Raw genomic sequence first — 20,066 nt, 5'->3', positions numbered from 1 at the left:
ATGACTGTTATAAAAATGAATATGGCAACAAGGGGCTCGGCACTTGCCACTAAGTTTGGTTTTCTTGGTATTTTTGGATTGATGCTGGGGATCTGTGTGGCGGTATTCGGATTTGATTATTCTGAAACACGCTCCTTCAATTTTTTAAATCATACACTGAGTGAATTGGGAACCTATGGCCATTCTAGCTTTGCCGTGGTGCTCAATGGCGGTTTATTTTTTGGCAGTTTAAGCGTTGTTTTTTATTGTCTTTCCTCCCTACAGACTGTAAGCGGGTTTTGGGGATATCCTTTCTTTTGCGCTCTAGCACTGACGTTTTTAGCCTTAGCCTGTGTTGGGCTATTTCCAGTCAATGTGTATCACTTGCATATCCTCGCACTTAAATGGTTTTTCTACTTTGGCAGCTTAAGTGCAATTTGTTATCTACTATGGGTGGGATTCGGCTCGCAGCACCGTCAGCGCTTGACGATATTATTAGCGCTGTTGGTATTGCTCAGTATGATGACTTTTCTCTATGTGCCGCTGTTAGCATTGGGCTTAACGGAAGGAGACAGACCTTTCTATCAAGAAATGGTACTGCAATTGCCAAGGCCCGATTTATGGTGGCCTGCATTGCTGGAATGGATTGGGCTTGGGAGTCTATTAAGTTGGACGGTGGCGCTGCTATTAACGCCACCATCATGTATCCCCACATTGACCCAGCAGCAAACGCTTGAGTGAAGTAGGCTATGTCTTTTATCTGACCAAGGATTTTAGCCCTGCTTCGCCAAACCAGTAGCCATTACAGTGCTCATCGCTAAGAGGAAACTGAGCGTCCGTTGCCTTGCTAGTTAACGCCTCGACCAGCGCATCGGCTTTAGTGATACAGGCTACGCTGCTGGGCGAAACCCGAAACACATCTACGCCAACCTTTATCATTTCATTGATTTTGCTGCGTAAATCGACACAGCTGGCCGACTGGGTTTGAATGCCATTTAACCTCAGTAAAGGTTGCGCCTCTTGCGTCTGCGCTAGTAAACCCTTGCTGTATTGGCGGCAAACGGTTTCGCAGCTGTCCTTCGACAAATGTCGATGCCTAGCGGTAAAGCAACGCGCCGAGTGGGCGAGCGGCAAGTAGCCATGGCCGAGCACTTCAACTTCGAATGCGGGCCTGTGCGCGACCACTTGGCTCAGCCAAGCCTTTGACAGTTCTACTGGCATCACAAAGCGCTGCATACCAAAGCGCTGCAAAATATCTAGACTAGCGCGATTATAGTTGTTGATGCTGGCGCCGCAGACAAAGGGCAGCTTGTGCTCATTGGCGAGATACACGGCCGCCATGTCGTTGGCCTCGATGCTAAATTCGCCATTATCGACTTGACGTTTAAGCTCTGTGTATTCCGAGGGCGCTTCGATAAGGGCGAGCGTTGACAGCACCACCTCTTTACCCGCAGATTTCAGCATTTTGGCCAGTTCGAGATAGTCACCAAATTTGAGTTCGCGTCGACGGCTACAGACGGCTTCACCCAAATAAACTAACGGGATCTGACTATTGGCCACCTGCTGGTAAAAGTCGATGACCTGTTGTTTTTCCCAGCAATAGAGCAGTGGGCCGAGGGAAATTTTCATAATCGTTTCTTCTTCGTGGTTATCGCTAGGGCTACTGCCAGTCACGCTCGTAGGCGCCTAAGGTGGTAATTTGGCCTTCGGAGACTTTAGCAAGGGCTTGCTCCCAATGGGCCTGAGTCTGGAATTTATCTGGCTGATGAAGATAGGTATCAATCGCTTGGCGCCAAACCTTAGTCACCTGTTCTACATAGGCAGGGCTGCGCTGACGCCCTTCAATCTTGAGTGACACTATGCCCGCCTTGGCAAGCTCAGGCAGCAAGCTAAGGGTATTTAAGCTGGTGGGAGACTCGAGCAGATATTGCGGTTTATCATCGTCTTGGGTGAGATAACGGCCTTTACAGACCACGGGGTAGCCCATTTGTTCATCGAGCCCTGATTTATCAATTAAGACCTCGTTGAGGCGGGTCAATCTGTCTTTGCCCTGTTCCTGCCAGCGCACGTGTTTCGCTGGCGAGCAAGAGCCACCAGTGTTTGGTGATTGACCGGTAACATAGGAGGATAAGTGGCAGCGGCCTTCGGCCATAATGCACAGACTGCCAAAGGCAAAGACCTCTAAATCGACAGGGCTGACCTTGGCGAGGTCGCGTACTTGTTTCATCGACAGCACTCTGGGTAATACCACCCGCGCGATATTAAAAGCCTCTTTATAAAAACTCAGTGCGCCCAAGTTGGTGGCGCTGGCCTGTACCGATAAATGCAGCGGAATATGCGGATATTGCCTGTGGGCATAGTCGAGCAGCGACAGATCGGCAACGATTAAGGCATCAACGCCAATACTGGCCGCCAAGTCGATAGCTTGATACCAACGGTGCTCCTCATTCGGCTTAGGAAAGGTATTTAAGGTGAGGAAGATTTTCTTGCCCCGCTGATGGGTGAGCTCGGCGGCTTCCTGTAATTTTGCAGGGGTGAAGTTTAAGCCCGCGAATGAACGTGCATTGGTATCATCCTTTAACCCAAGGTAGACAGCATCGGCTCCGGCCTGCAGCGCCGACTTTAGCGAGGCCAGGTTTCCTGCTGGACACAACAACTCCATAATGGTGCTCCCGATAAAATAACAGGGGCAGAGTGTAGGGAAGATTGAATGGCGGTGAATTGATTTAAAACAGGTTTAAGATCATAAAATCTCGGTAAACTGGGAGATATAGTGTTTTTTATCCTTAGGTAACTGCTTATGTCCGCTGTTTTTTCAGCTAATCTTGCTAAACAATTGTTAGAACTCACCCCAAAACTGATCCGTTTGCCACTCTCTAAAGTGCCCTTTAGCCTCAAGGCTAAGGTGCTAAGCCAACTACTAACACAGCTGCTGGCGTCGCAGGCTGAAGATGGCGAGTTAGATTTTTTGGCAGGTAAGTGGGTTGCGATTCGAGTTGAAGATCTAAATCTGCATTTTGAAGTGAGTTTCGATGGCCGTTGGCAGGTGCGTGAACTGACCGATGCCCAAGTGACGTTTAGTGCCAAGTCTGCGGAATTATTGTTGGTTGCGGCGGCGAAAGAAGACCCAGATACGCTGTTTTTCCAGCGTAAACTGAGCATTGAAGGCGATACCGAGTTAGGGCTTGAGGTGAAAAACCTGCTGCTGAGTATCGAGTTTGCTAGCTTACCTGCGCCGATCCGCTTAAGCGTTGAAAAGCTGGCCGATGCCATTGTGCGTTTGCAGCTTGAGGCAAAACCGACGGTGATTTTAGCTAAATCCCCAAGCTTAAGCTGATGCGAACGTGGTTGTAATCAACCGATAAACAAAAGCCCCGCTTAGATTGCGGGGCTTTTTGTTAAGTTTGAACGGCTGACGCTCACTCAAATTTTTTGCGTGAGTATGGCAAATTTGACCAACAGCTCATCGTGGGACTCGACGCGGTTAGGGTCTGGGTCAATACAATCAATCGGACAGACGGAGACGCAGGTCGGCTTATCGTAGTGGCCTACGCATTCGGTGCAGCGGTCTGGGTCGATTTCATAGATTTCTTCCCCCATGGTGATGGCCTGATTTGGGCATTCAGGCTCACACATGTCGCAATTGATGCAGCTGTCGTCGATCAGTAATGCCATGCCTTAGCCTGCTTCGTGTGGGTTACGGGTATCCTGACCTTGAGGCAGGTTACGCAGTAAAATGCCGTGGTTCAGATCAACCTCTTTCGGCACGGGCAAGTAAACGGTATGGCCCGAACCTAATCCCGCTTCAACCGCTTCGGCTTTGCGGTTTTCGAGTTGTTCGATGGTGAGGCTGATATTGCCCTGCGGCGTCATTAATTCAACGCTATCGCCGACGGAGAATTTGTTCTTCACTTCGATTTCGGCAAGGCCAGCCAGATTGCGTTTACCGGTTAATTCACCCACAAATTGTTGGGTATCGCTGACCGAGTAGCCATAGTCGTAGTTTTGGTATTCATCATGGACATGGCGACGTAAGAAACCTTCGGTGTAGCCGCGGTGCGCTAAGCCTTCTAGTTGATTCATCAAGCTGCGATCGAAGCTCTTGCCTGAGGCAGCATCGTCGATGGCCTGACGGTATAGCTGTGCGGTACGGGCCACATAGTAGAAAGACTTAGTACGGCCTTCGATCTTCAGCGAGTCGATGCCCATTTTGGCCAAACGCTCAACGTGTTGGATTGCGCGTAAGTCCTTAGAGTTCATGATATAAGTGCCATGCTCATCTTCAAACGCTGGCATATATTCACCGGGGCGATTGGCTTCTTGCAGCAGGAATATTTGGTCGGTCGCAGGACCCGCGCCTAAGGTTGGCGTCTCGATTTGCACCGCATTAGCTTGTGGCGACAGAGCAATGATATCCCCCGAGTCGGTTTGCTGCGCTTCATGCACATCGTATTTCCAACGGCAGGCGTTAGTGCAAGTGCCTTGGTTTGGATCGCGCTTATTGATGTAACCCGACAGCAAACAACGGCCAGAGTAGGCCATACACAGGGCGCCGTGTACAAAAACTTCTAACTCTATGTCGGGGCAGCGTTGGCGGATTTCTTCGATTTCATCTAAGGATAATTCACGGGATAAAATCACCCGTTTAATGCCTTGGGTTTGCCAGAATTTGACCGACGCCCAGTTAATGGCATTCGCTTGCACCGATAAATGCACCACCTGCTCAGGGAAAGCCTCACGCACCATCATGATAAGGCCAGGATCTGACATGATCAGCGCATCGGGCTTCATCGCCACTACTGGCTCCATATCTTTGATATAGGTTTTGAGCTTGGCGTTGTGGGGAGCAATGTTACTCACCACATAAAGCTTTTTACCCAGCGCATGGGCTTCTTCGATACCCGTTGCGAGGTTTTCCATCTTAAAGTCGTTATTACGTACCCTTAGGCTGTATCTCGGCTGACCGGCATATACGGCATCTGCACCATAGGCAAAGGCGTAACGCATGTTTTTCAGCGTCCCAGCGGGAGATAACAACTCTGGTTTAAACATAATGACTCTCGAATTGGTTGGTAGATGGAGGCGCAATGCGCGGGGGCGGCATTTTACACAATCAAAGTAGGCTTATGCAAATTGCTACGTCTAAGATTAGGTATAGTTCGCGTTTTACGAATATACCTACCATTCTTGCTCTGACGATCGTGCTAGACCATGAATCCATTTGTGTGTTTCCATTGATTTTCACCTTTAACTTAATCTGAGATATCAAAACGTAAAATGTTTTGTCGTGAGACTAAATTGATAACAGCGTCATACAAATAATTAACGTCTGATGCTTTTTTCTGCCCATCAAATGATCGTCAACTGATATACTCCAACTATTACCGCTTTATGTTTGCAGATTGATGGGAGCGAAGATGTCTACTGAACATCTACTGTTAGTCGGATTACTTAAAAAATTAAAAGATGATGCCTTAGTATTGCCAACCTTGCCTGAAGTCGCCATGCGGGTGCAAGAAGTGGTGAGCCGCTCAGATGCAAGTCTTAAGCAAGTGGCTGAGGTGATCGGTCAAGATGCGGCCATTTCGGCGCGTATTATTAAAGTGGCCAACAGTGCCTTGTATAGTCGTGGGATTCCCGCCGAGAGTATTAATAGCGCAGTCTCCCGCATTGGCTTAATCCAAATTAAGAGTATTGCGACATCAGTGGCGATGGAGCAGCTATTTATTTCCACCAATGAAATGGTGTGGGAAGTGATGGATGAGGTTTGGCGTACTTCTATCGATGTGACGGCCGCGGCTTGTGCCATATTGCAGATGTACAATAAGCGTCGTCCTAGCCAGTTAAATTTAGACACTTTAACCCTTGCAGGTTTAGTCCATAATATCGGTGCTTTGCCTGTGCTCACCGAGGCGGAGGCCCATCCTGAGTTATTTACCAGTATTGAGCAATTGCGTTCTTTAGTACGTAAAATGCAAGGCCCTTTAGGTCGTGCCGTGTTAAAAAGTTGGGATTTTGCCCCTGAGGTGATGGAAGTAGTTGAGCGATGGGCTGATTTGCCCTATTTACCCGACCATGTTACCTACTTAGATTTTATCCGTGCCGCGGCATTCTACACTGGCGAGTTACGCGCAGGAGCTGATTTTGAGCAGCGGATGGATGTGTTTGTTAGCCGTGGATTACCCGTCTCGGCGAATGACTTAGCAAGTGATGAATTTATGGATAAATTCCATTCAATCAAAGAAAGTTACCAGTAATCCTAGGGCTTAGAAGGAAATTAATCTTGTCCTATGGTGAGGAAATATTGGTCATTAGCTTACGCTGTAAGATTGAGGCCTAGATATGGTTATTCTGGAGTTTATCAGTTTAGCGTTGGTTATCGTTTTGATCGCCGTGCTGTTTCTTTTACGCACAAGATCCCAAGCATTGCGCCAACAGCAGCAATTCTTAGCACAGTTATGCCCTCAACTTGAAAAGCAAAAGACGGACCGAAGCCCACTTAACATTGCTGATGTGCCGCAAGAGTATGCGTCCCTGTATCATTCCTTAAATGAGATGCTCGCTGCACTGCCAGCGGGCATGGGCAAAGATAAGCTGACAGGCTTAAATAATCGTGTGGGACTTAAACGCGCACTGGCTTCGTTAATGCCTATCACACAAGGTACTTTAGTACTTATTGATATTTATCGTTTTCGCTATGTGAACGATCTTTTTGGGTTTGTGTTTGGCGATATTTTGCTAAAACAGTTTGCCGATCGGTTAACTGGCTTAAGCCTAAAGCCGAAACTGATTGCCCGCTTAAATGGTGATGAGTTTTTTCTCTATTATGAGCAGAGTTTGTCGCAGGAGTCGTTGCTGCATTTACGTGGTCGCTTGCAGGTACCCTTTAAAATTAAGGATACGCCAGTCAGTGTGCGCCTACAAATTGGCTGTTTGCAATTAGCGCAGCACCATGCCGACGTGAGTAATATGCTCAGAAGACTCGATTTGGCACTCAAAAAAGCCCGTTCAACTCGAATCGAAATTGCCTGTTACAGTGAGAATGACGATATTCGCCAGCTGCGAGAATTAAAGATTATTGATAGCTTGCCTAATGGTTTACAACGCAATCATTTATACATGGTTTACCAACCTAAGCAGGATGTTGCTTCAGGCGGATGCACTCAGGTCGAGGCATTAATCCGCTGGGAACATGAAGAGCTAGGATTGGTTTCTCCTGGGGAATTTATCCCACTTGCCGAATGCGCGGGTATGATCGATCTCGTTAGCCATTGGGCCTTAGAACAAGTGCTCCAGCAGCAGGTAAAATGGCGATTAGCGGGGATTTCTGTTTGTGTTGCGTTGAATTTATCGACTCGCGATCTCGATAGTGAAACCTTACCCCATGAAATCGATGCGCGCCTAAAGCATTACCAGTTACCGCCAGAATGCTTAATGATTGAAATTACTGAGAGTACTTTGATGGCAGATTTAAATAAGGCCGTTGATACCTTAGCGCAAATCCGCAGCCTTGGGGTAAAACTCGCCATCGATGATTTTGGTACTGGTCATTCTTCCCTCGCTTATTTAAAACATTTACCTGCAAACGAAGTGAAGATTGATAAAGCATTTCTTGAGGATCTGAAACCGAACGAACCCTCTGAATATATCCTTGAGGCCAGCATTAATATTGCTAAAAAACTCGGTTATGAAGTAACGGTCGAAGGCGTTGAAACCCAAGAGGTGCTTAATTTCTTAGTCAAGATGGGCGTCGATCGGATTCAAGGCATATGCTACGCCAAGCCAATGCGGGCAGTAGAGCTTGAGATGCACTGGCATCGACTCCGTCCTGCACCCAAAATGCTTTGCGTCAATATGGGGTCACATTCCTAAGCTTAATTGAGTGATTAACTCTGCTGGCATCGGCGCGAGTTGTCGCGCTTGATTCATACAGACCATTTCAATGGTGGCCGTGACCGCAGGTTTTTTGCCGTTGGGTCGCCAAATTTCCTGCTGCCATACAGTGCGGTATTTACTCTCAAAGTAGAACTTAGTGCGGATATCGATGATGTCGGCAAATTCCACGCCTTCGTGGCACAACATATCACTGCGATACACGGCGAAACCTAATTGTTGCTGTTGCCAGAGCTCGCGTAAACGCTCGGCGCCAATCACATGCTCACGGGCGCGCTCGAAGTATTTCAAAAAGTTCGGGTGATACACCACACCAGAAAAGTCGGTATCTTCGTAGTAAATTTGCACAGGAAAAGAATAAGTCGGGCTAAATTGCGGCATAAAATCATCGATATAGAATTATTCATTTGAGCGCAGTCTAGCGGTTTATTTTGTGAAACAAAACCCAAGAGAGTCGCTCAGTCCCATTGGAATGGGGGATGAGTATAAAAAGCAAAAGTAAAAAGCCATATTCGCCGAAACGAATATGGCTTTTTTGTAGGGTAATCGATGCGTTAGCGAATGATCATTTGATCGCGCTCAGGTCCAACTGACACCATGCTGACGCGCACGCCCATGAGGGCTTCGATGCGTTCAACATAATGTTGTGCAGCCTTTGGCAGACTTTCGAAGGTACGGCAAGTGGTGATGTCTTCACTCCAGCTTTCCATTTGCTCATACACTGGGCTTAATGCAGCTGTTTGTGGCCAAATTGGGTTCTCAGTGTGCTCACCGTCGTAGGCAACACAAATCTTGAGATCTTTCATGCCTGTCAGGCAGTCAATCTTGGTCAGGGCGATTTCAGTTGCTGCTTGCAGCTCAACACCATTACGAGTAGCAACGGCATCGAAGTAACCCATATCACGTGGACGACCCGTAGTCGCACCAAACTCGTTGGCGTTTTTACGGAAGTCATCCTGCTCTTCCATCGCGGTAACTAAAGTACCCGTACCGACAGATGAGCTAAAGGCTTTGGCTACGGCAATGATGCGCTCTGGGCGCAGCGCGGGTAAGCCACTGCCTAAACCTGCGAAAGCCGCTGTTACGTTAGAAGAGGTTGTGTACGGATATTCACCGTAAATTAAGTCACGACCTGCGCCTAATTGCGCTTCAAACAGTAAGTTAGCATCTTGTTTTTGCAGCGCTTTTAATGGCTCTGTCACGTTACAGATAAAGGGACGCCATGGCGCGGTGACATCTAATAACCACTGAGTCATTTCGGCGGCAGTTTGGGAAAAGTCACAGCTTGGATAGAGCGCCTTTAATTGTGGTAGCTTCCAATCAAGCATAAATTGAATGCGCTCTTGCAGCACTTCGGGTTGCTTTAACCAACCAACCAGAATGCCTTTTTTCATCACGCGATCGCCATAGGCTGGAGCGATACCTTGACGGGTTGAACCGTAGGCCAGATCGCCTAATCGTTGTTCTTCTAAGGTATCTTCCAGTGCGTGGATCGGTAAGCAAAGGGTTGCGCGGTCAGAAATGCATAATTTAACTTCAATGCCAGCCGCTTCGACTTCGGCGATCTCAACACTGAGTTTTTCAGGGCTGATCACCATGCCAGGGCCGAGTACTGCAACGCAGTTTGGATTGAAAATACCGCTAGGTAATTGGTGTAATTTAAAGGTGCCATAGTCGTTTACGACTGTATGGCCTGCGTTGTTACCGCCTTGAAAGCGAACACTCGCAGCAGCATCTGCGGCTAAATAATCTACGATGCGGCCTTTGCCTTCATCACCCCAATTTGCACCCACAACTACGATAGACGGCATAACATCATCTCCACAGGAATTAAGCGGTTATGCTAGACCCCGTTATCGAATAAGAGAAATTAATTATAGTTATCACATCGATAAGAAAGTCATATATCATGACGCAATTGGGAATGATGGATGGAGATAAAAGCAATGCTCGAACTTCATTGGCTAAAAACCTTTGTGACATTGGCTGAGTGTAAACACTTTGGTAAGGCAGCTGCGGCGCTGCATATGACACAGCCCAATGTCAGCCTGCATATCAAACAACTTGAGCAGAACACGCGGGTGAAGTTGATTGAACGTAATCCGTTTAGGTTAACTCAGGCGGGGTTCCGTTTGCTCGAGAGCAGCCAGAAGACCTTGATGGAGTTGCAAGTGTGTCAGGCGGATCTCAATGCCATCAACGATCTTAGCCAAGGTACCTTAACCATAGCGGCTAGCGACATCATTTCTCGCTTGTTGTTAATTCAGCCTTTTCAATTGTTTAAAGCGGAATTCCCCGGGATTGATTTTTCCTTGTTGAATACGACTTCGTTTCAAGCCTCGGAACTGGTCACCAATGCCGAGGCGGATTTAGGTTTTGTCATCGCCCAGAAAGAAAGTCAGCCGCTACATTTTACTGAGTTGCAGCAAATCAAATGGTGCGCACTTGGGAATAATTTAGCGCTATGGCAGCAGAGTCAAGGGCGTGATGATATGCCATTAGCGGAGCAACCTACCTTGATTTTACTTGGGCACGATACCCGTACCCGCGAGCTGCTTGATCCCGCCTTACCTAGCTTAAATTTGCCTCGCTATCGGATTATGGAAGTCGGCAGTGTTGATGCCCAAATCGATTGGGCTGAGGCTGGTTTTGGGGTGGCTATTGTGCCTGAGTTTTCCATTTACACTAAGACAAACTTAAAGAGTAAGGTGACACCACTGCCGGATTTTCCAAGTACAAGCCTAGGCTATATTGTGCGCCAAAATCAGATTTTATCTAAAGCCATTAAACAGTTATTGCAGTGGGTCAATCAAGAGATTATCCGCATTCAAGGGTAGAGTGTGGGGAGCTAACTTCAAGGCTGGATTAGGTAATTAATTAGCACTCAACAATTGCAGATATTGGCCATTTTTTTTCAGCGTGGATAAGCCTTGATCGAGGGCTTTAGCCAATAACGCAGCTTTAGGGTTTTCCTTCGAGAACGCTAAATAAATCTGACTGCTGTGGTTGTCAAAGGCGGCAATGACTTCATCGCTTACACCCATTTTTTGCAGGTTTTCTTGTGCGACAAGATCAAACATAACAGCCGCATCGATTCGGCCAATCAGCAGCAAATTGATAAGTTGCTGTTGGGTGGCGACCGTGACGATGTTCAATTGACGTTGTTTGACTAATTCAGGAAATTCGTCCCCATATTCATAGCTTTTTATTACTCCAACATTGCTGCCTTTTGGTATTTGCCATTTGTTTTCAGCAAGTAAAGAACGTTGCTTTCGTTGATAGAATGAGGCTTTTGCGACAAATAATGGCATATCCCCAAAGACGAAACGTTGCTCTGTGCTGGCTTCTCTGGTGACATTAAATACTCCATCGACAGCCCCTTTTTCGGCCATCATCAAGGCTCGGCTGTAGGGCACAACAAGACTATTGACCTCAATGTGAGCTTGTTTAAATGCGGCTTCGATCAGTCGATGAGAAATGCCTTGGCCAAACTGGTTTGCAAATGGGGGCCAACTGTCTTCGGCTGCTAAGGTAACAGTCTGAGATGAGGAGCTTTGTGTAAAATTTTGACTTTCTTGAGCTTTAGCTTGATGGCTGACTAAGAATAACAATAATAGTGAGGTACTCAGTAAAAAAAACAGTGTCGAAAAACGTCGCTGCTCAATTATAGCCTTAGTCTCACCGCAAACACGCATTTTATGTCCATATTAGCCTATTCCTAATGGGGTAACTTATAGCATAAGTCTTTATTATGAGGCCAATTATTTTGAGCTGTGCACATACAATTGTGAACCTCACTTTACCTACAGATAACGAGTAAATGGTACCTATTAGACTAGAGGTAGTGAGGGCGAAGATGGCTAGCTGGTGAGCTAGGGTTAAAGATATGATGGTTTATCTGGCGCTACCTCGGTTTACCCTTTGCAGTAACTAAAGTTGAGCGTGTTTTTTATATTGTTATTCAACGTATTGGCTTAGTTTTGATTCAGCGATTATAGGCCGTTAAGTATCAAGGTTATCGAAAAATGCTTGTTGCACCTGTAGAAAATAGCTGGTTTAGTGGAGGTGAATCACCACTAAGCCTAAATCTTTTGAAAGTATTTAGGGGGCGTTTTCAGGTTAAATTGCTGTAAAAATACCCCGAAACTTCAATACGCCATTAATGCAAGATAATCGCGATGGGGTGTTGAATTTGAATCAATAAAACAACAATAAGGACAACCAATGGAATATCCTCTCGTCAGTACCCAATGGCTCGAAGCGCATCTTACCTCGCCTGATTTAGTGTTACTCGACGCCAGTATGGCCGTGGTTTTGGGCAAAGAGCCGATCGTCTATTCAGAGCCTGTATGTATTCCTCGCTCGAGGCGCTTTGATGTGGAAGAGGATTTTTGCGATAAAACGTCTTCTCAAACCCATGCCTTACCAAAATTTGAACAGTTTGTAGAAGGAATTGCCAAGCTTGGTATTAGCCCGAACAGCGTGGTTGTTATCTATGATAATCAAGGTATTTATTCATCTCCGCGCGCTTGGTGGATTTTCAAAGTAATGGGATTTCACCGTGTGTATGTGCTCGATGGTGGCTTACCTCAATGGATGGCTGAAGACAGAGTCACCTCATCTCGCTACCAGGAAGAAGGGATAGATTATGGCGCAAGCGATAGTGAGGAACTGACTGCTGTACTGGAATATCAGCCTGCGAAGGTGATGGATGCTGAGGCTGTGTTAGCCAAGCTTGATGATAGCGATAGTGCGATTATTGATGCACGGGGATCGGCGCGTTTTTTAGGCCAAGTGAGTGAGCCGCGATCTGGAGTCCGCAGCGGGCATATTCCCCATTCGGTCAATCTCCCCTTTGGTGACGTGCTCAATGGTTTCAAAATCAAAGATGTGGCCGAATTGGTTAAGCTGTTTCAAGGGCTTGTTAGCGATAAACCGTTAAGGATTTTTAGCTGTGGCTCGGGTATTACCGCCTGTATTTTAATCTTAGCCTCGGTCGCTTCGGGGCATACTGATGCTGTACTTTACGATGGTTCTTGGGCTGACTGGGGCAGTCGCAACGATTTACCCATCGAGCGTTAAACGATATTAGGTGGAGTGCTGTCCTTCGGAATGCTAACCTTGCCGCAATCAATTGACGGTGATATGTCCTTTGACTTATCAAGGAGTTTGTCATGATAACCAGATTGTTCGATAAATTGATCTTCGGCTTTATCTTAGTGATGGCGCTGCAACTCCCCCAATTAGCCGATCATTATCAGCAGTTTTTGGCTGGGCTCTATACTTCGACCCAATGGCAAGTTGAGGGCTATAAGGCAACGGCTAAGGCGTATCACTTCAGCGATGTGGAAACCATGATCGCCCGCCATTTGCAAAATGAAGAGCCTAGCGTTAGGGCGGATGCCGAGCAAAAGCGCCAGACGTTGGCTCTGCTGCAAACACTTCAACAGGGAATGCTGACTTTTGAGCAGGGCAATCTCTTCGAGAAAACCGCCTATATGTTCAATCTCGCTCGTTTTGAATATTTAGAGCAGACTATTGTTAACTTTAAGCCTGGCATCCCGTTAACCGCCAGTGGTATCGGTTTTGGCGTGTTGGTGGCGTTAATCGTGCATTATCTTGGTTCACTGCCTTTTATTCTGTGGGCAAGGCGGCGTAGGCGGATTAAATTAACCCGCGCCCTATAGGTCGTTGGATACTTGCGCGTTTATCCAACGACAGAGCAAACCTTAGAATAAGTCCTTAAACCTGTGGTACAGCATACCTGCAGCCAGCATAGGCGAGCGGAATGTGGGGCCGCCAGGGAAGGTCATATGCTTAATCTTGGCGAATACATCAAAATATCCTGCTTGCTGACAAATGGCTTCGGCTAGGAGTTTTGCTGCCATGTGGGTGGCATTTACGCCATGACCTGCATAGGCTTGGGCGTAAAAAATATTACTCGCATCGGGTAGGCGACCAATTTGCGGCATACGGTTGGCGCCAATGCCTATCATGCCGCCCCATTCGTAATCGATGCGGATGCCTTTTAATTGTGGGAATACCTTTTCAAGATTGGGCCTAAGTGCTGCCTCTATATCCTTTGGATCTTTTCCTGAATAAGTACAAAGGCCACCAAACAGTAAGCGTCTATCCGCTGATAAGTGGAAGTAATCTAGGGCGATTCGCATATCTGCAAATGCCATGTTTTGCGGGATAAGGCTTTGGCATTGCGCTTCTGTGAGTGGTTCAGTTGCAAGTAGATAACTCCCCGCAGGAAGCACCTTACCGCCGATGTAGCTATTTAATTTATGGCCAATATAGGCGTTGCCTGCGAGTACGAGATATTGGCAAGTCACTTCGCCTTTTGCCGTTAATACTCGCGGTTTATTGCCTGAAATAATCTTTTCTGCGGCGCTGTATTCAAATAATTGCGCACCTAATTCACGGGCAACACGAGCCTCGCCCAAGGCCAAGTTAAGTGGATGTAAATGGCCACTTCCCATATCCACTAGGGCACCTTGGTAAAATTCTGAGCCGATAACTTCACTGAGTTGGGATTGGGTAAGCAGCTTTATTTCATGCTGATATCCTAGGCTTTTAAGACTGTCGAATTCGTCTTGAAGCTCAATCATATGTCGAGGCTTCACCGCAAGATCGCAATAGCCCATTTGTAAGTCACAATCGATATCATGGGTCTGTATCCGATTGCTAACGATCTCCACGGCTTCAAAGCCCATTTGCTGGATCGCACTGACACCTTCTTGTCCAATTTCGTTTATAAATTGCGCTGGGTCATGGCCAATACCGCGGATCAGCTCACCGCCATTGCGTCCTGAAGCGCCCCAGCCAATTCGTTTGGCCTCAAGCAACACCACACTTAAGCCTCGCTGTCTTAGCTCAATCGCTGTGTTAATGCCGCTAAAGCCGCCACCCACAATACAAACATCTGCCGTTATGCTGCCTTCAAGTTGAGGGTGATCGTAAATTTCTTTAGCAGTATCAAGATAATAAGAGTGAGGGTATTGTTCACTGTGCACTGGAGGTTTAGTGGCCATTAGGGCTCCAAAAAATTGTTTTTATTGTAAATTGGGCTTGTCTCAGTATACTCATCACACTTTTGTGATACTGCTTTAAAGTGTTCGTTTTATTTAACACACTTTTTAGCTAGAATACAACGGAAGCGATTAAACTCACGCTTTTAGGGCTAAAATGTGTTTGGGATGGTGTTTATCCTGAACAACCGTTCTTCATCTATCGGGGCGACCGATCCTTTGGGGAGATGTGAAATTTGGATATTGGAGCCAGTCTCAGAACTGTTCGAAAAATGAAAGGCTTATCCCAACGCGAGTTGGCTAAGCGTGCTGGTGTGACTAACAGTACGATTTCAATGATCGAAAAAAACAGTGTTAGCCCATCCGTCAGTTCTTTGAAAAAAGTATTGTCGGGTATCCCTATGTCTTTAGTCGATTTTTTCTCAATTGAAGCTTCAATTGAGTGTGAGCAAAAAGTGGTATATCGCTCCGATGAACTCCTCAACATAGGTACTGGGCCATTAGAATTCAAATTGATTGGTCGTGATTTTCCCAATCGTGCTATGTCGGTGATGAGTGAAACCTATCCACCGGGTTCGGATACCGGCGAGGAAATGCTGAAACACGAAGGTGAAGAAGCTGCCATGGTGATTGAAGGCAAGTTTGAGCTTACCGTTGGCGACGAGGTATATATCTTAGAAGCGGGTGATAGCTATTACTTTAATAGTGAGCTACCCCATCGATTTCGCAATCCCTTCGATGAGCCTTGTCGGCTGATCAGTGCTACAACCCCTGCTAATTTCTAATTGCGTAACGCTGTCCTAGATTGCCTAGGGTAGCGTTCTCTTTGAGAACCCACTAGTTACTCACCATATTAGCCCGGCTTTGGATTGTAATATATCATTCAAAGTGTAAATAATATTTTTCAAATGAACTTAGGTTTTCAGTCTTTATCTTTGGCTGATTTTTATCCTAACAATACTGTTGATGGTTGTTTTATCATCAAAAAACAAAGATTGTTAGTTTAAGTTTCTGTATTAAAACTAAAAATTACGCATTTAAATCAAACTGTCATTAACAAGTGTTTAACCTCTTGCCTGAGGTTAAATTTCGGTGTACTGTGTGAAAAAATGAACATTAAAAATTAACTTGTTCATTGTACTCGTGAATAAATGCTTGGAAGGTGAGTTATGTCTACCCTGTTACCCCTTATTGGTGTTATTGCGTGTAACCAACGATTGGGTTCACACCCTTTTAATATTGTTGGCGAAAAATACCTATTAGGTGTGGTAAATGGTGCTAAGGGGTGGCCACTTGTGATCCCATCCTTAGGCGCGGACCAACCTATCGAAGCCATTCTGGCAAGACTTGACGGTATTCTGTTTACGGGTTCGCCCTCTAACGTTGAGCCACACCTTTATGCGGGGGTACCGAGTGAAGCGGGTACTCACCACGATCCTAAGCGTGACGCTACGACACTACCACTTATTCGAGCTGCCATTGCTGCGGGAGTCCCCGTGCTTGGGATTTGCCGTGGTTTTCAAGAAATGAACGTGGCTTTTGGTGGCAGTCTGCACCAGAAGTTACACGAAGTGGGCGGTTTTATTGAACATAGAGAAGATAAAGAGGCCTCGTTAGAGGTGCAATATGGGCCATCCCACAGTATTACTGTGGAGCCTGGGGGGGTCATTTACGAGGCTTGGGGCCGTAACTCTGCAGAGGTTAACTCTGTGCATACTCAAGGCGTGGAGCGCCTTGGGATGGGGTTGCGGCCAGAAGCTTGTGCTCCTGATGGTCTTGTGGAGGCTTTCTCCGTGATCGATGCCACTGAATTTGCCCTCGGTGTGCAATGGCATCCTGAATGGAAAGTAAGTGAAAACCCATTTTACCTCTCAATATTCAATGCCTTTGGCGATGCGTGTCGTCGTAGGGCTACAACTCGAGTGAAATAAAATGAATAAGCTAATCGCTTTTTTAAAAGAACGAAAAATCACAGAAGTCGAATGTGTTATCAGCGATATGACTGGTATCGCCCGTGGCAAAATTGCCCCAGTAGATAAATTTCTCGATGAAAAAGGTATGCGCTTACCCGAAAGCGTGTTGCTGCAAACCGTCACCGGTGACTTTGTCGACGATGATATCTATTACAGTTTGCTCGATGATGCCGATATCGATTTTGTCTGCGTTCCCGATGAAAATGCAGTATTTATGCTGCCTTGGACAATTGAAGCTACGGCACAGGTGATCCACGATTGTTACGACAGAATGGGCAATCCTATCGAATTATCACCTCGTAACGTCTTGAAAAAAGTGCTGTCTCTTTATGATGAAAAAGGCTGGGAGCCTGTTATTGCACCTGAGATGGAGTTTTACCTGACCAGCCGCAGCGATGATCACGATTTACCCCTCAAGCCGCCTATTGGTCGCTCAGGCAGACCGGAAGCGGGGCGTCAGTCTTTTTCAATTGATGCCGCCAACGAATACGATCCTCTGTTTGAAGACATGTATGACTGGTGCGAAATTCAGGGTTTAGATATTGATACGCTTATCCATGAAGATGGCCCAGCACAGATGGAGATTAACTTCAGTCACGGCAACCCGTTATCACTAGCGGATCAGGTGTTTGTGTTTAAGCGCACTCTACGTGAAGCGGCACTAAAGCATAATGTTTGCGCTACCTTTATGGCAAAACCCGTAACCGATGAGCCGGGTAGTGCTATGCATATTCATCAAAGTGTGATTAACAAAGAAACCGGTAAAAATATATTTACCAACGAAGATGGTACGCAAAGTGCGTTGTTTTTGAGTTATATCGCAGGGCTACAGAAATTTATCCCTGAACTCCTACCTTTGATGGCCCCAAATGCTAACTCGTTCCGTCGATTCTTACCGGGAACCTCTGCGCCCGTTAACTTGGAATGGGGGGTTGAAAATAGGACCTGTGGTTTACGTATTCCGGAATCTTCACCTCAAAATCGTCGTATTGAAAACCGTATACCTGGTGCGGATGCTAACTGCTACTTAGCCATTGCAGCGAGTTTACTCTGTGGTTATATCGGTATGGTCGAGGGACTCAAACCCTCCACACCCGTTCAAGGTAAATCCAATGAAAGCCGGAGCAATAACCCACACTGCTTACCATTAACCTTGGAAGAGGCGTTAGCCGCGATGGAAGAAAGTGATGCCTGTAAGGAATATTTAGGTGAGTCCTTTACCACGGGCTTTGTGGCCGTCAAACAGGCCGAGCTTGAAAATTTCCGCAGAGTGGTGAGTTCGTGGGAGCGAGAATTTTTATTACTCAGTGTATAAAATGTTTTACATAGGTTGCATTGTTTTTGTTCAATATCGTCATGTTGTTAACGGATTCTAACGCCTGACAATGAGAACATTCAAACAGTGATTAAAAATTCTCTGCACCATTTTGGGTTGCTTGCTTAACTTTGGTGCAGAGTGCTTTTAACCTTAAGTGCTTACTTTGGATAAAGGGAAGATTTATCTGCTCTTTTGAGTGCTCATTCATTTAGTGTTTCTGTATGCGGTGCTTGGGTCCTAAGAGTAAATACATAAAGTTGAACCTGTAAGTTTGGTTTTAACTGGCTGTTAGTTAATAACTTTGTAAGATGGTTGCAGCGGTTTCCCTAGGGGCTTGAGGCATTTGCCTTAATATTGCAAGATGTAGGGTGTTACGATAACTAGTCTATTTTTATGCTTGTTAATGCAAATATAGATATAGATAAATTTGGCATGAAATCTGATAATCCCATTCATTGCAGCGACCTAGAGATGAAGGCATTATGGTGCTGTAGAGACTGCCGATGCGGTTTTTAAGGTGTAGCATTGGTCGAGAATAACAACAATAACCGAGCAGATGGTCGGTGACACAATTTCAGAATTGTTAAAGGCAATTCTGCTACCCGAGAAAGGAGAAAGCATGAAGCTATTTAATAAGATGACGACTTTGGCGCTAGTAACCGCAGGATCACTTGCCAGCGTAGCTGCTCAAGCTGAAGAAGTTGTGCGTGTATATAATTGGTCTGATTATATTGCAGAAGACACCTTAGAAAACTTCAAAAAGGAAACTGGGATTCGGGTGATTTACGATGTGTTTGATAGCAACGAAGTCGTCGAAGCTAAGTTATTATCTGGTCGCAGCGGCTATGACATCGTTGTCCCATCCAACCATTTCCTCGCTAAACAGATTAAGGCCGGTGCATTCAAGCCACTAGACCGCTCTAAACTCACCAATTTTAAAAACCTCAATGCTGACCTGATGAAGCTGTTAGAGAAGGCTGATCCAGGTAACCAATATGCAGTCCCTTATCTGTGGGGAACGAATGGTATTGGTTACAACATCAATAAAGTGAAAGCGGCTGTGGGTGAAGATGCACCATTAAATTCTATGGAGCTGATCTTTAACCCAAAATATGCTGAAAAAATCTCTAAATGTGGCTTTGCCATGTTAGATTCGGCCGATGATATGGTGCCACAGGCGATGATTTATCTTGGGCTCGATCCTAACAGTACTAAGGCCGAAGATTACGAAAAAGCCGGTGAGTTACTCGAAAAGATTCGTCCCTATGTGACGTATTTCCATTCATCACGTTATATCTCTGATCTCGCCAATGGTGATATTTGCGTGGCTTATGGTTTCTCTGGTGATGTGTTCCAAGCTGCTGCCCGCGCCGATGAAGCGGGTAATGGCAATAAGATTGGTTACTCTATTCCTAAAGAAGGCGCCAACCTGTGGTTTGATATGTTAGCCATCCCAGCAGACGCCACTAACGTGGAAAATGCTCACAAGCTTATCAACTACTTACTTCGCCCTGAGGTGATTGCACCTATCTCTAACTATGTGGCTTACGCAAATCCTAACGATCCTGCACAGCCCTTAGTCGATGAAGCGATTCGCAATGACCCAGCGATTTATCCACCAAAAGAAGTATTAGATAAATTGTATATTGGCGAAATTCGTCCATTGAAAATCCAACGTGTATTAACTCGCGTCTGGACCAAAGTGAAATCTGGCCAATAATCGACATGGGGCAAGCACAGCTTGCCCCTTTTGATAAACAAGACAATGGCTGCTCCTTTGGACATTAAGTCTTCAAGATTAAATCTCTATTCATTAATTCATTGTGTAAATCTCAAGTGTTGAATGTGTTATCACATCAATACTCGGGT

General features: G+C 46.0%; 19 protein-coding genes. 11 read left to right on the top strand and 8 right to left on the bottom strand.

Annotation, left to right across the window (positions count from 1 at the left end; all coding sequences use genetic code 11):
• Positions 1–720, top strand: coding sequence for a DUF998 domain-containing protein (locus tag MMG82_RS03140; protein ID WP_037428556.1), 720 nt, complete (start codon positions 1–3; stop codon positions 718–720).
• 15 nt (positions 721–735) lie between these two features.
• Here MMG82_RS03140 and MMG82_RS03135 read toward each other — a convergent pair whose 3' ends face one another.
• Both MMG82_RS03135 and MMG82_RS03130 read right to left on the bottom strand, forming a co-directional pair.
• The gene (locus tag MMG82_RS03135; protein WP_047540136.1) at positions 736–1,608 is read right to left on the bottom strand and encodes a U32 family peptidase; all 873 of its coding nucleotides are present in this window, start codon (positions 1,606–1,608) and stop codon (positions 736–738) included.
• A gap of 31 nt (positions 1,609–1,639) precedes the next feature.
• Positions 1,640–2,641, bottom strand: a complete 1,002-nt coding sequence (locus MMG82_RS03130) for a peptidase U32 family protein (protein ID WP_037415373.1) — start codon at positions 2,639–2,641, stop codon at positions 1,640–1,642.
• A 138-nt stretch (positions 2,642–2,779) separates the two neighbouring features.
• On the opposite strand from MMG82_RS03130, the gene MMG82_RS03125 reads away from it, so the two are divergent.
• Positions 2,780–3,316 (top strand): SCP2 sterol-binding domain-containing protein, encoded by a 537-nt coding sequence (locus tag MMG82_RS03125; RefSeq protein WP_037415374.1) that lies wholly within the window; start codon positions 2,780–2,782, stop codon positions 3,314–3,316.
• Positions 3,317–3,402: 86 nt separating this feature from the next.
• On the opposite strand, the gene MMG82_RS03120 is transcribed toward MMG82_RS03125, so the two are convergent.
• Together MMG82_RS03120 and yegQ are read right to left on the bottom strand one after the other, a co-directional pair.
• On the bottom strand, positions 3,403–3,654 hold the full coding sequence (locus MMG82_RS03120; RefSeq protein ID WP_011621854.1) for a YfhL family 4Fe-4S dicluster ferredoxin: 252 nt from the start codon (positions 3,652–3,654) through the stop codon (positions 3,403–3,405).
• A 3-nt stretch (positions 3,655–3,657) separates the two neighbouring features.
• Positions 3,658–5,031 carry a tRNA 5-hydroxyuridine modification protein YegQ gene (yegQ, locus tag MMG82_RS03115; protein WP_037415375.1) on the bottom strand — a complete coding sequence of 458 codons (1,374 nt, stop codon included), beginning with the start codon at positions 5,029–5,031 and terminating at the stop codon, positions 3,658–3,660.
• 365 nt (positions 5,032–5,396) lie between these two features.
• Here yegQ and MMG82_RS03110 point away from each other — a divergent pair, with 365 nt between their 5' ends.
• Entirely contained in the window at positions 5,397–6,236 is an 840-nt protein-coding gene (locus MMG82_RS03110; RefSeq protein WP_037415376.1) for an HDOD domain-containing protein, read from the top strand.
• 85 nt (positions 6,237–6,321) lie between these two features.
• Complete coding sequence (locus tag MMG82_RS03105) at positions 6,322–7,851, top strand: bifunctional diguanylate cyclase/phosphodiesterase (RefSeq protein ID WP_037415378.1); 1,530 nt, start codon at positions 6,322–6,324, stop codon at positions 7,849–7,851.
• On the opposite strand, the gene MMG82_RS03100 is transcribed toward MMG82_RS03105, so the two are convergent.
• Together MMG82_RS03100 and MMG82_RS03095 are read right to left on the bottom strand one after the other, a co-directional pair.
• Entirely contained in the window at positions 7,840–8,253 is a 414-nt protein-coding gene (locus tag MMG82_RS03100; protein ID WP_037415381.1) for a thioesterase family protein, read from the bottom strand. The genes MMG82_RS03105 and MMG82_RS03100 overlap by 12 nt on opposite strands.
• 173 nt (positions 8,254–8,426) lie before the next feature.
• Positions 8,427–9,683 carry an adenylosuccinate synthase gene (locus tag MMG82_RS03095; protein WP_037415384.1) on the bottom strand — a complete coding sequence of 419 codons (1,257 nt, stop codon included), beginning with the start codon at positions 9,681–9,683 and terminating at the stop codon, positions 8,427–8,429.
• A gap of 135 nt (positions 9,684–9,818) precedes the next feature.
• Here MMG82_RS03095 and MMG82_RS03090 point away from each other — a divergent pair, with 135 nt between their 5' ends.
• Entirely contained in the window at positions 9,819–10,709 is an 891-nt protein-coding gene (locus tag MMG82_RS03090; RefSeq protein WP_218678873.1) for a LysR family transcriptional regulator, read from the top strand.
• 36 nt (positions 10,710–10,745) lie between these two features.
• Here the strand turns inward: MMG82_RS03090 and MMG82_RS03085 are convergent, their stop codons facing one another.
• Positions 10,746–11,567: a transporter substrate-binding domain-containing protein gene (locus MMG82_RS03085; protein ID WP_241406460.1), complete on the bottom strand. Its 822-nt coding sequence runs from the start codon at positions 11,565–11,567 to the stop codon at positions 10,746–10,748.
• A gap of 529 nt (positions 11,568–12,096) precedes the next feature.
• Between MMG82_RS03085 and MMG82_RS03080 the strand changes: the two genes are divergently transcribed.
• Positions 12,097–12,954, top strand: coding sequence for a sulfurtransferase (locus MMG82_RS03080; RefSeq protein WP_172591190.1), 858 nt, complete (start codon positions 12,097–12,099; stop codon positions 12,952–12,954).
• 92 nt (positions 12,955–13,046) lie between these two features.
• On the top strand, positions 13,047–13,559 hold the full coding sequence (locus MMG82_RS03075; protein ID WP_241406459.1) for a DUF2937 family protein: 513 nt from the start codon (positions 13,047–13,049) through the stop codon (positions 13,557–13,559).
• A 42-nt stretch (positions 13,560–13,601) separates the two neighbouring features.
• Here the strand turns inward: MMG82_RS03075 and MMG82_RS03070 are convergent, their stop codons facing one another.
• Positions 13,602–14,909, bottom strand: a complete 1,308-nt coding sequence (locus MMG82_RS03070) for an FAD-binding oxidoreductase (protein ID WP_037415397.1) — start codon at positions 14,907–14,909, stop codon at positions 13,602–13,604.
• Positions 14,910–15,142: 233 nt separating this feature from the next.
• Between MMG82_RS03070 and MMG82_RS03065 the strand changes: the two genes are divergently transcribed.
• The 4 genes from MMG82_RS03065 (at position 15,143) to MMG82_RS03050 (ending at position 19,917) form a co-directional block, all read left to right on the top strand.
• A complete protein-coding gene (locus MMG82_RS03065; RefSeq protein WP_037415400.1) occupies positions 15,143–15,691 on the top strand; it encodes a cupin domain-containing protein in 549 nt (182 codons plus the stop codon).
• Positions 15,692–16,075: 384 nt separating this feature from the next.
• Positions 16,076–16,837 (top strand): gamma-glutamyl-gamma-aminobutyrate hydrolase family protein, encoded by a 762-nt coding sequence (locus tag MMG82_RS03060; RefSeq protein ID WP_037415404.1) that lies wholly within the window; start codon positions 16,076–16,078, stop codon positions 16,835–16,837.
• Position 16,838: 1 nt separating this feature from the next.
• Positions 16,839–18,194, top strand: coding sequence for a glutamine synthetase family protein (locus tag MMG82_RS03055; protein WP_037415407.1), 1,356 nt, complete (start codon positions 16,839–16,841; stop codon positions 18,192–18,194).
• 622 nt (positions 18,195–18,816) lie between these two features.
• On the top strand, positions 18,817–19,917 hold the full coding sequence (locus MMG82_RS03050; protein WP_037415411.1) for a polyamine ABC transporter substrate-binding protein: 1,101 nt from the start codon (positions 18,817–18,819) through the stop codon (positions 19,915–19,917).
• Positions 19,918–20,066: the final 149 nt, after the last annotated feature.

The organism is Shewanella sp. MM_2022_3, assembly GCF_022557375.1.
GTDB lineage: Bacteria > Pseudomonadota > Gammaproteobacteria > Enterobacterales > Shewanellaceae > Shewanella > Shewanella xiamenensis.
The sequence above is the reverse complement of the archived record's forward strand: the minus strand, read 5'-3'. Positions and strand labels throughout refer to the sequence as shown.

Bases quoted from the DNA above. Each gene is read 5' to 3' on its own strand.
- MMG82_RS03085 (WP_241406460.1), bottom strand. From the start codon at position 11,567: ATGCGTGTTTGCGGTGAGACTAAGGCTATAATTGAGCAGCGACGTTTT.
- yegQ (WP_037415375.1), bottom strand. From the start codon at position 5,031: ATGTTTAAACCAGAGTTGTTATCTCCCGCTGGGACGCTGAAAAACATG.
- MMG82_RS03050 (WP_037415411.1), top strand. From the start codon at position 18,817: ATGAAGCTATTTAATAAGATGACGACTTTGGCGCTAGTAACCGCAGGA.
- MMG82_RS03055 (WP_037415407.1), top strand. From the start codon at position 16,839: ATGAATAAGCTAATCGCTTTTTTAAAAGAACGAAAAATCACAGAAGTC.
- MMG82_RS03070 (WP_037415397.1), bottom strand. From the start codon at position 14,909: ATGGCCACTAAACCTCCAGTGCACAGTGAACAATACCCTCACTCTTAT.
- MMG82_RS03060 (WP_037415404.1), top strand. From the start codon at position 16,076: ATGTCTACCCTGTTACCCCTTATTGGTGTTATTGCGTGTAACCAACGA.
- MMG82_RS03130 (WP_037415373.1), bottom strand. From the start codon at position 2,641: ATGGAGTTGTTGTGTCCAGCAGGAAACCTGGCCTCGCTAAAGTCGGCG.
- MMG82_RS03100 (WP_037415381.1), bottom strand. From the start codon at position 8,253: ATGCCGCAATTTAGCCCGACTTATTCTTTTCCTGTGCAAATTTACTAC.
- MMG82_RS03095 (WP_037415384.1), bottom strand. From the start codon at position 9,683: ATGCCGTCTATCGTAGTTGTGGGTGCAAATTGGGGTGATGAAGGCAAA.
- MMG82_RS03125 (WP_037415374.1), top strand. From the start codon at position 2,780: ATGTCCGCTGTTTTTTCAGCTAATCTTGCTAAACAATTGTTAGAACTC.
- MMG82_RS03135 (WP_047540136.1), bottom strand. From the start codon at position 1,608: ATGAAAATTTCCCTCGGCCCACTGCTCTATTGCTGGGAAAAACAACAG.
- MMG82_RS03110 (WP_037415376.1), top strand. From the start codon at position 5,397: ATGTCTACTGAACATCTACTGTTAGTCGGATTACTTAAAAAATTAAAA.
- MMG82_RS03140 (WP_037428556.1), top strand. From the start codon at position 1: ATGACTGTTATAAAAATGAATATGGCAACAAGGGGCTCGGCACTTGCC.
- MMG82_RS03105 (WP_037415378.1), top strand. From the start codon at position 6,322: ATGGTTATTCTGGAGTTTATCAGTTTAGCGTTGGTTATCGTTTTGATC.
- MMG82_RS03090 (WP_218678873.1), top strand. From the start codon at position 9,819: ATGCTCGAACTTCATTGGCTAAAAACCTTTGTGACATTGGCTGAGTGT.
- MMG82_RS03075 (WP_241406459.1), top strand. From the start codon at position 13,047: ATGATAACCAGATTGTTCGATAAATTGATCTTCGGCTTTATCTTAGTG.
- MMG82_RS03120 (WP_011621854.1), bottom strand. From the start codon at position 3,654: ATGGCATTACTGATCGACGACAGCTGCATCAATTGCGACATGTGTGAG.
- MMG82_RS03080 (WP_172591190.1), top strand. From the start codon at position 12,097: ATGGAATATCCTCTCGTCAGTACCCAATGGCTCGAAGCGCATCTTACC.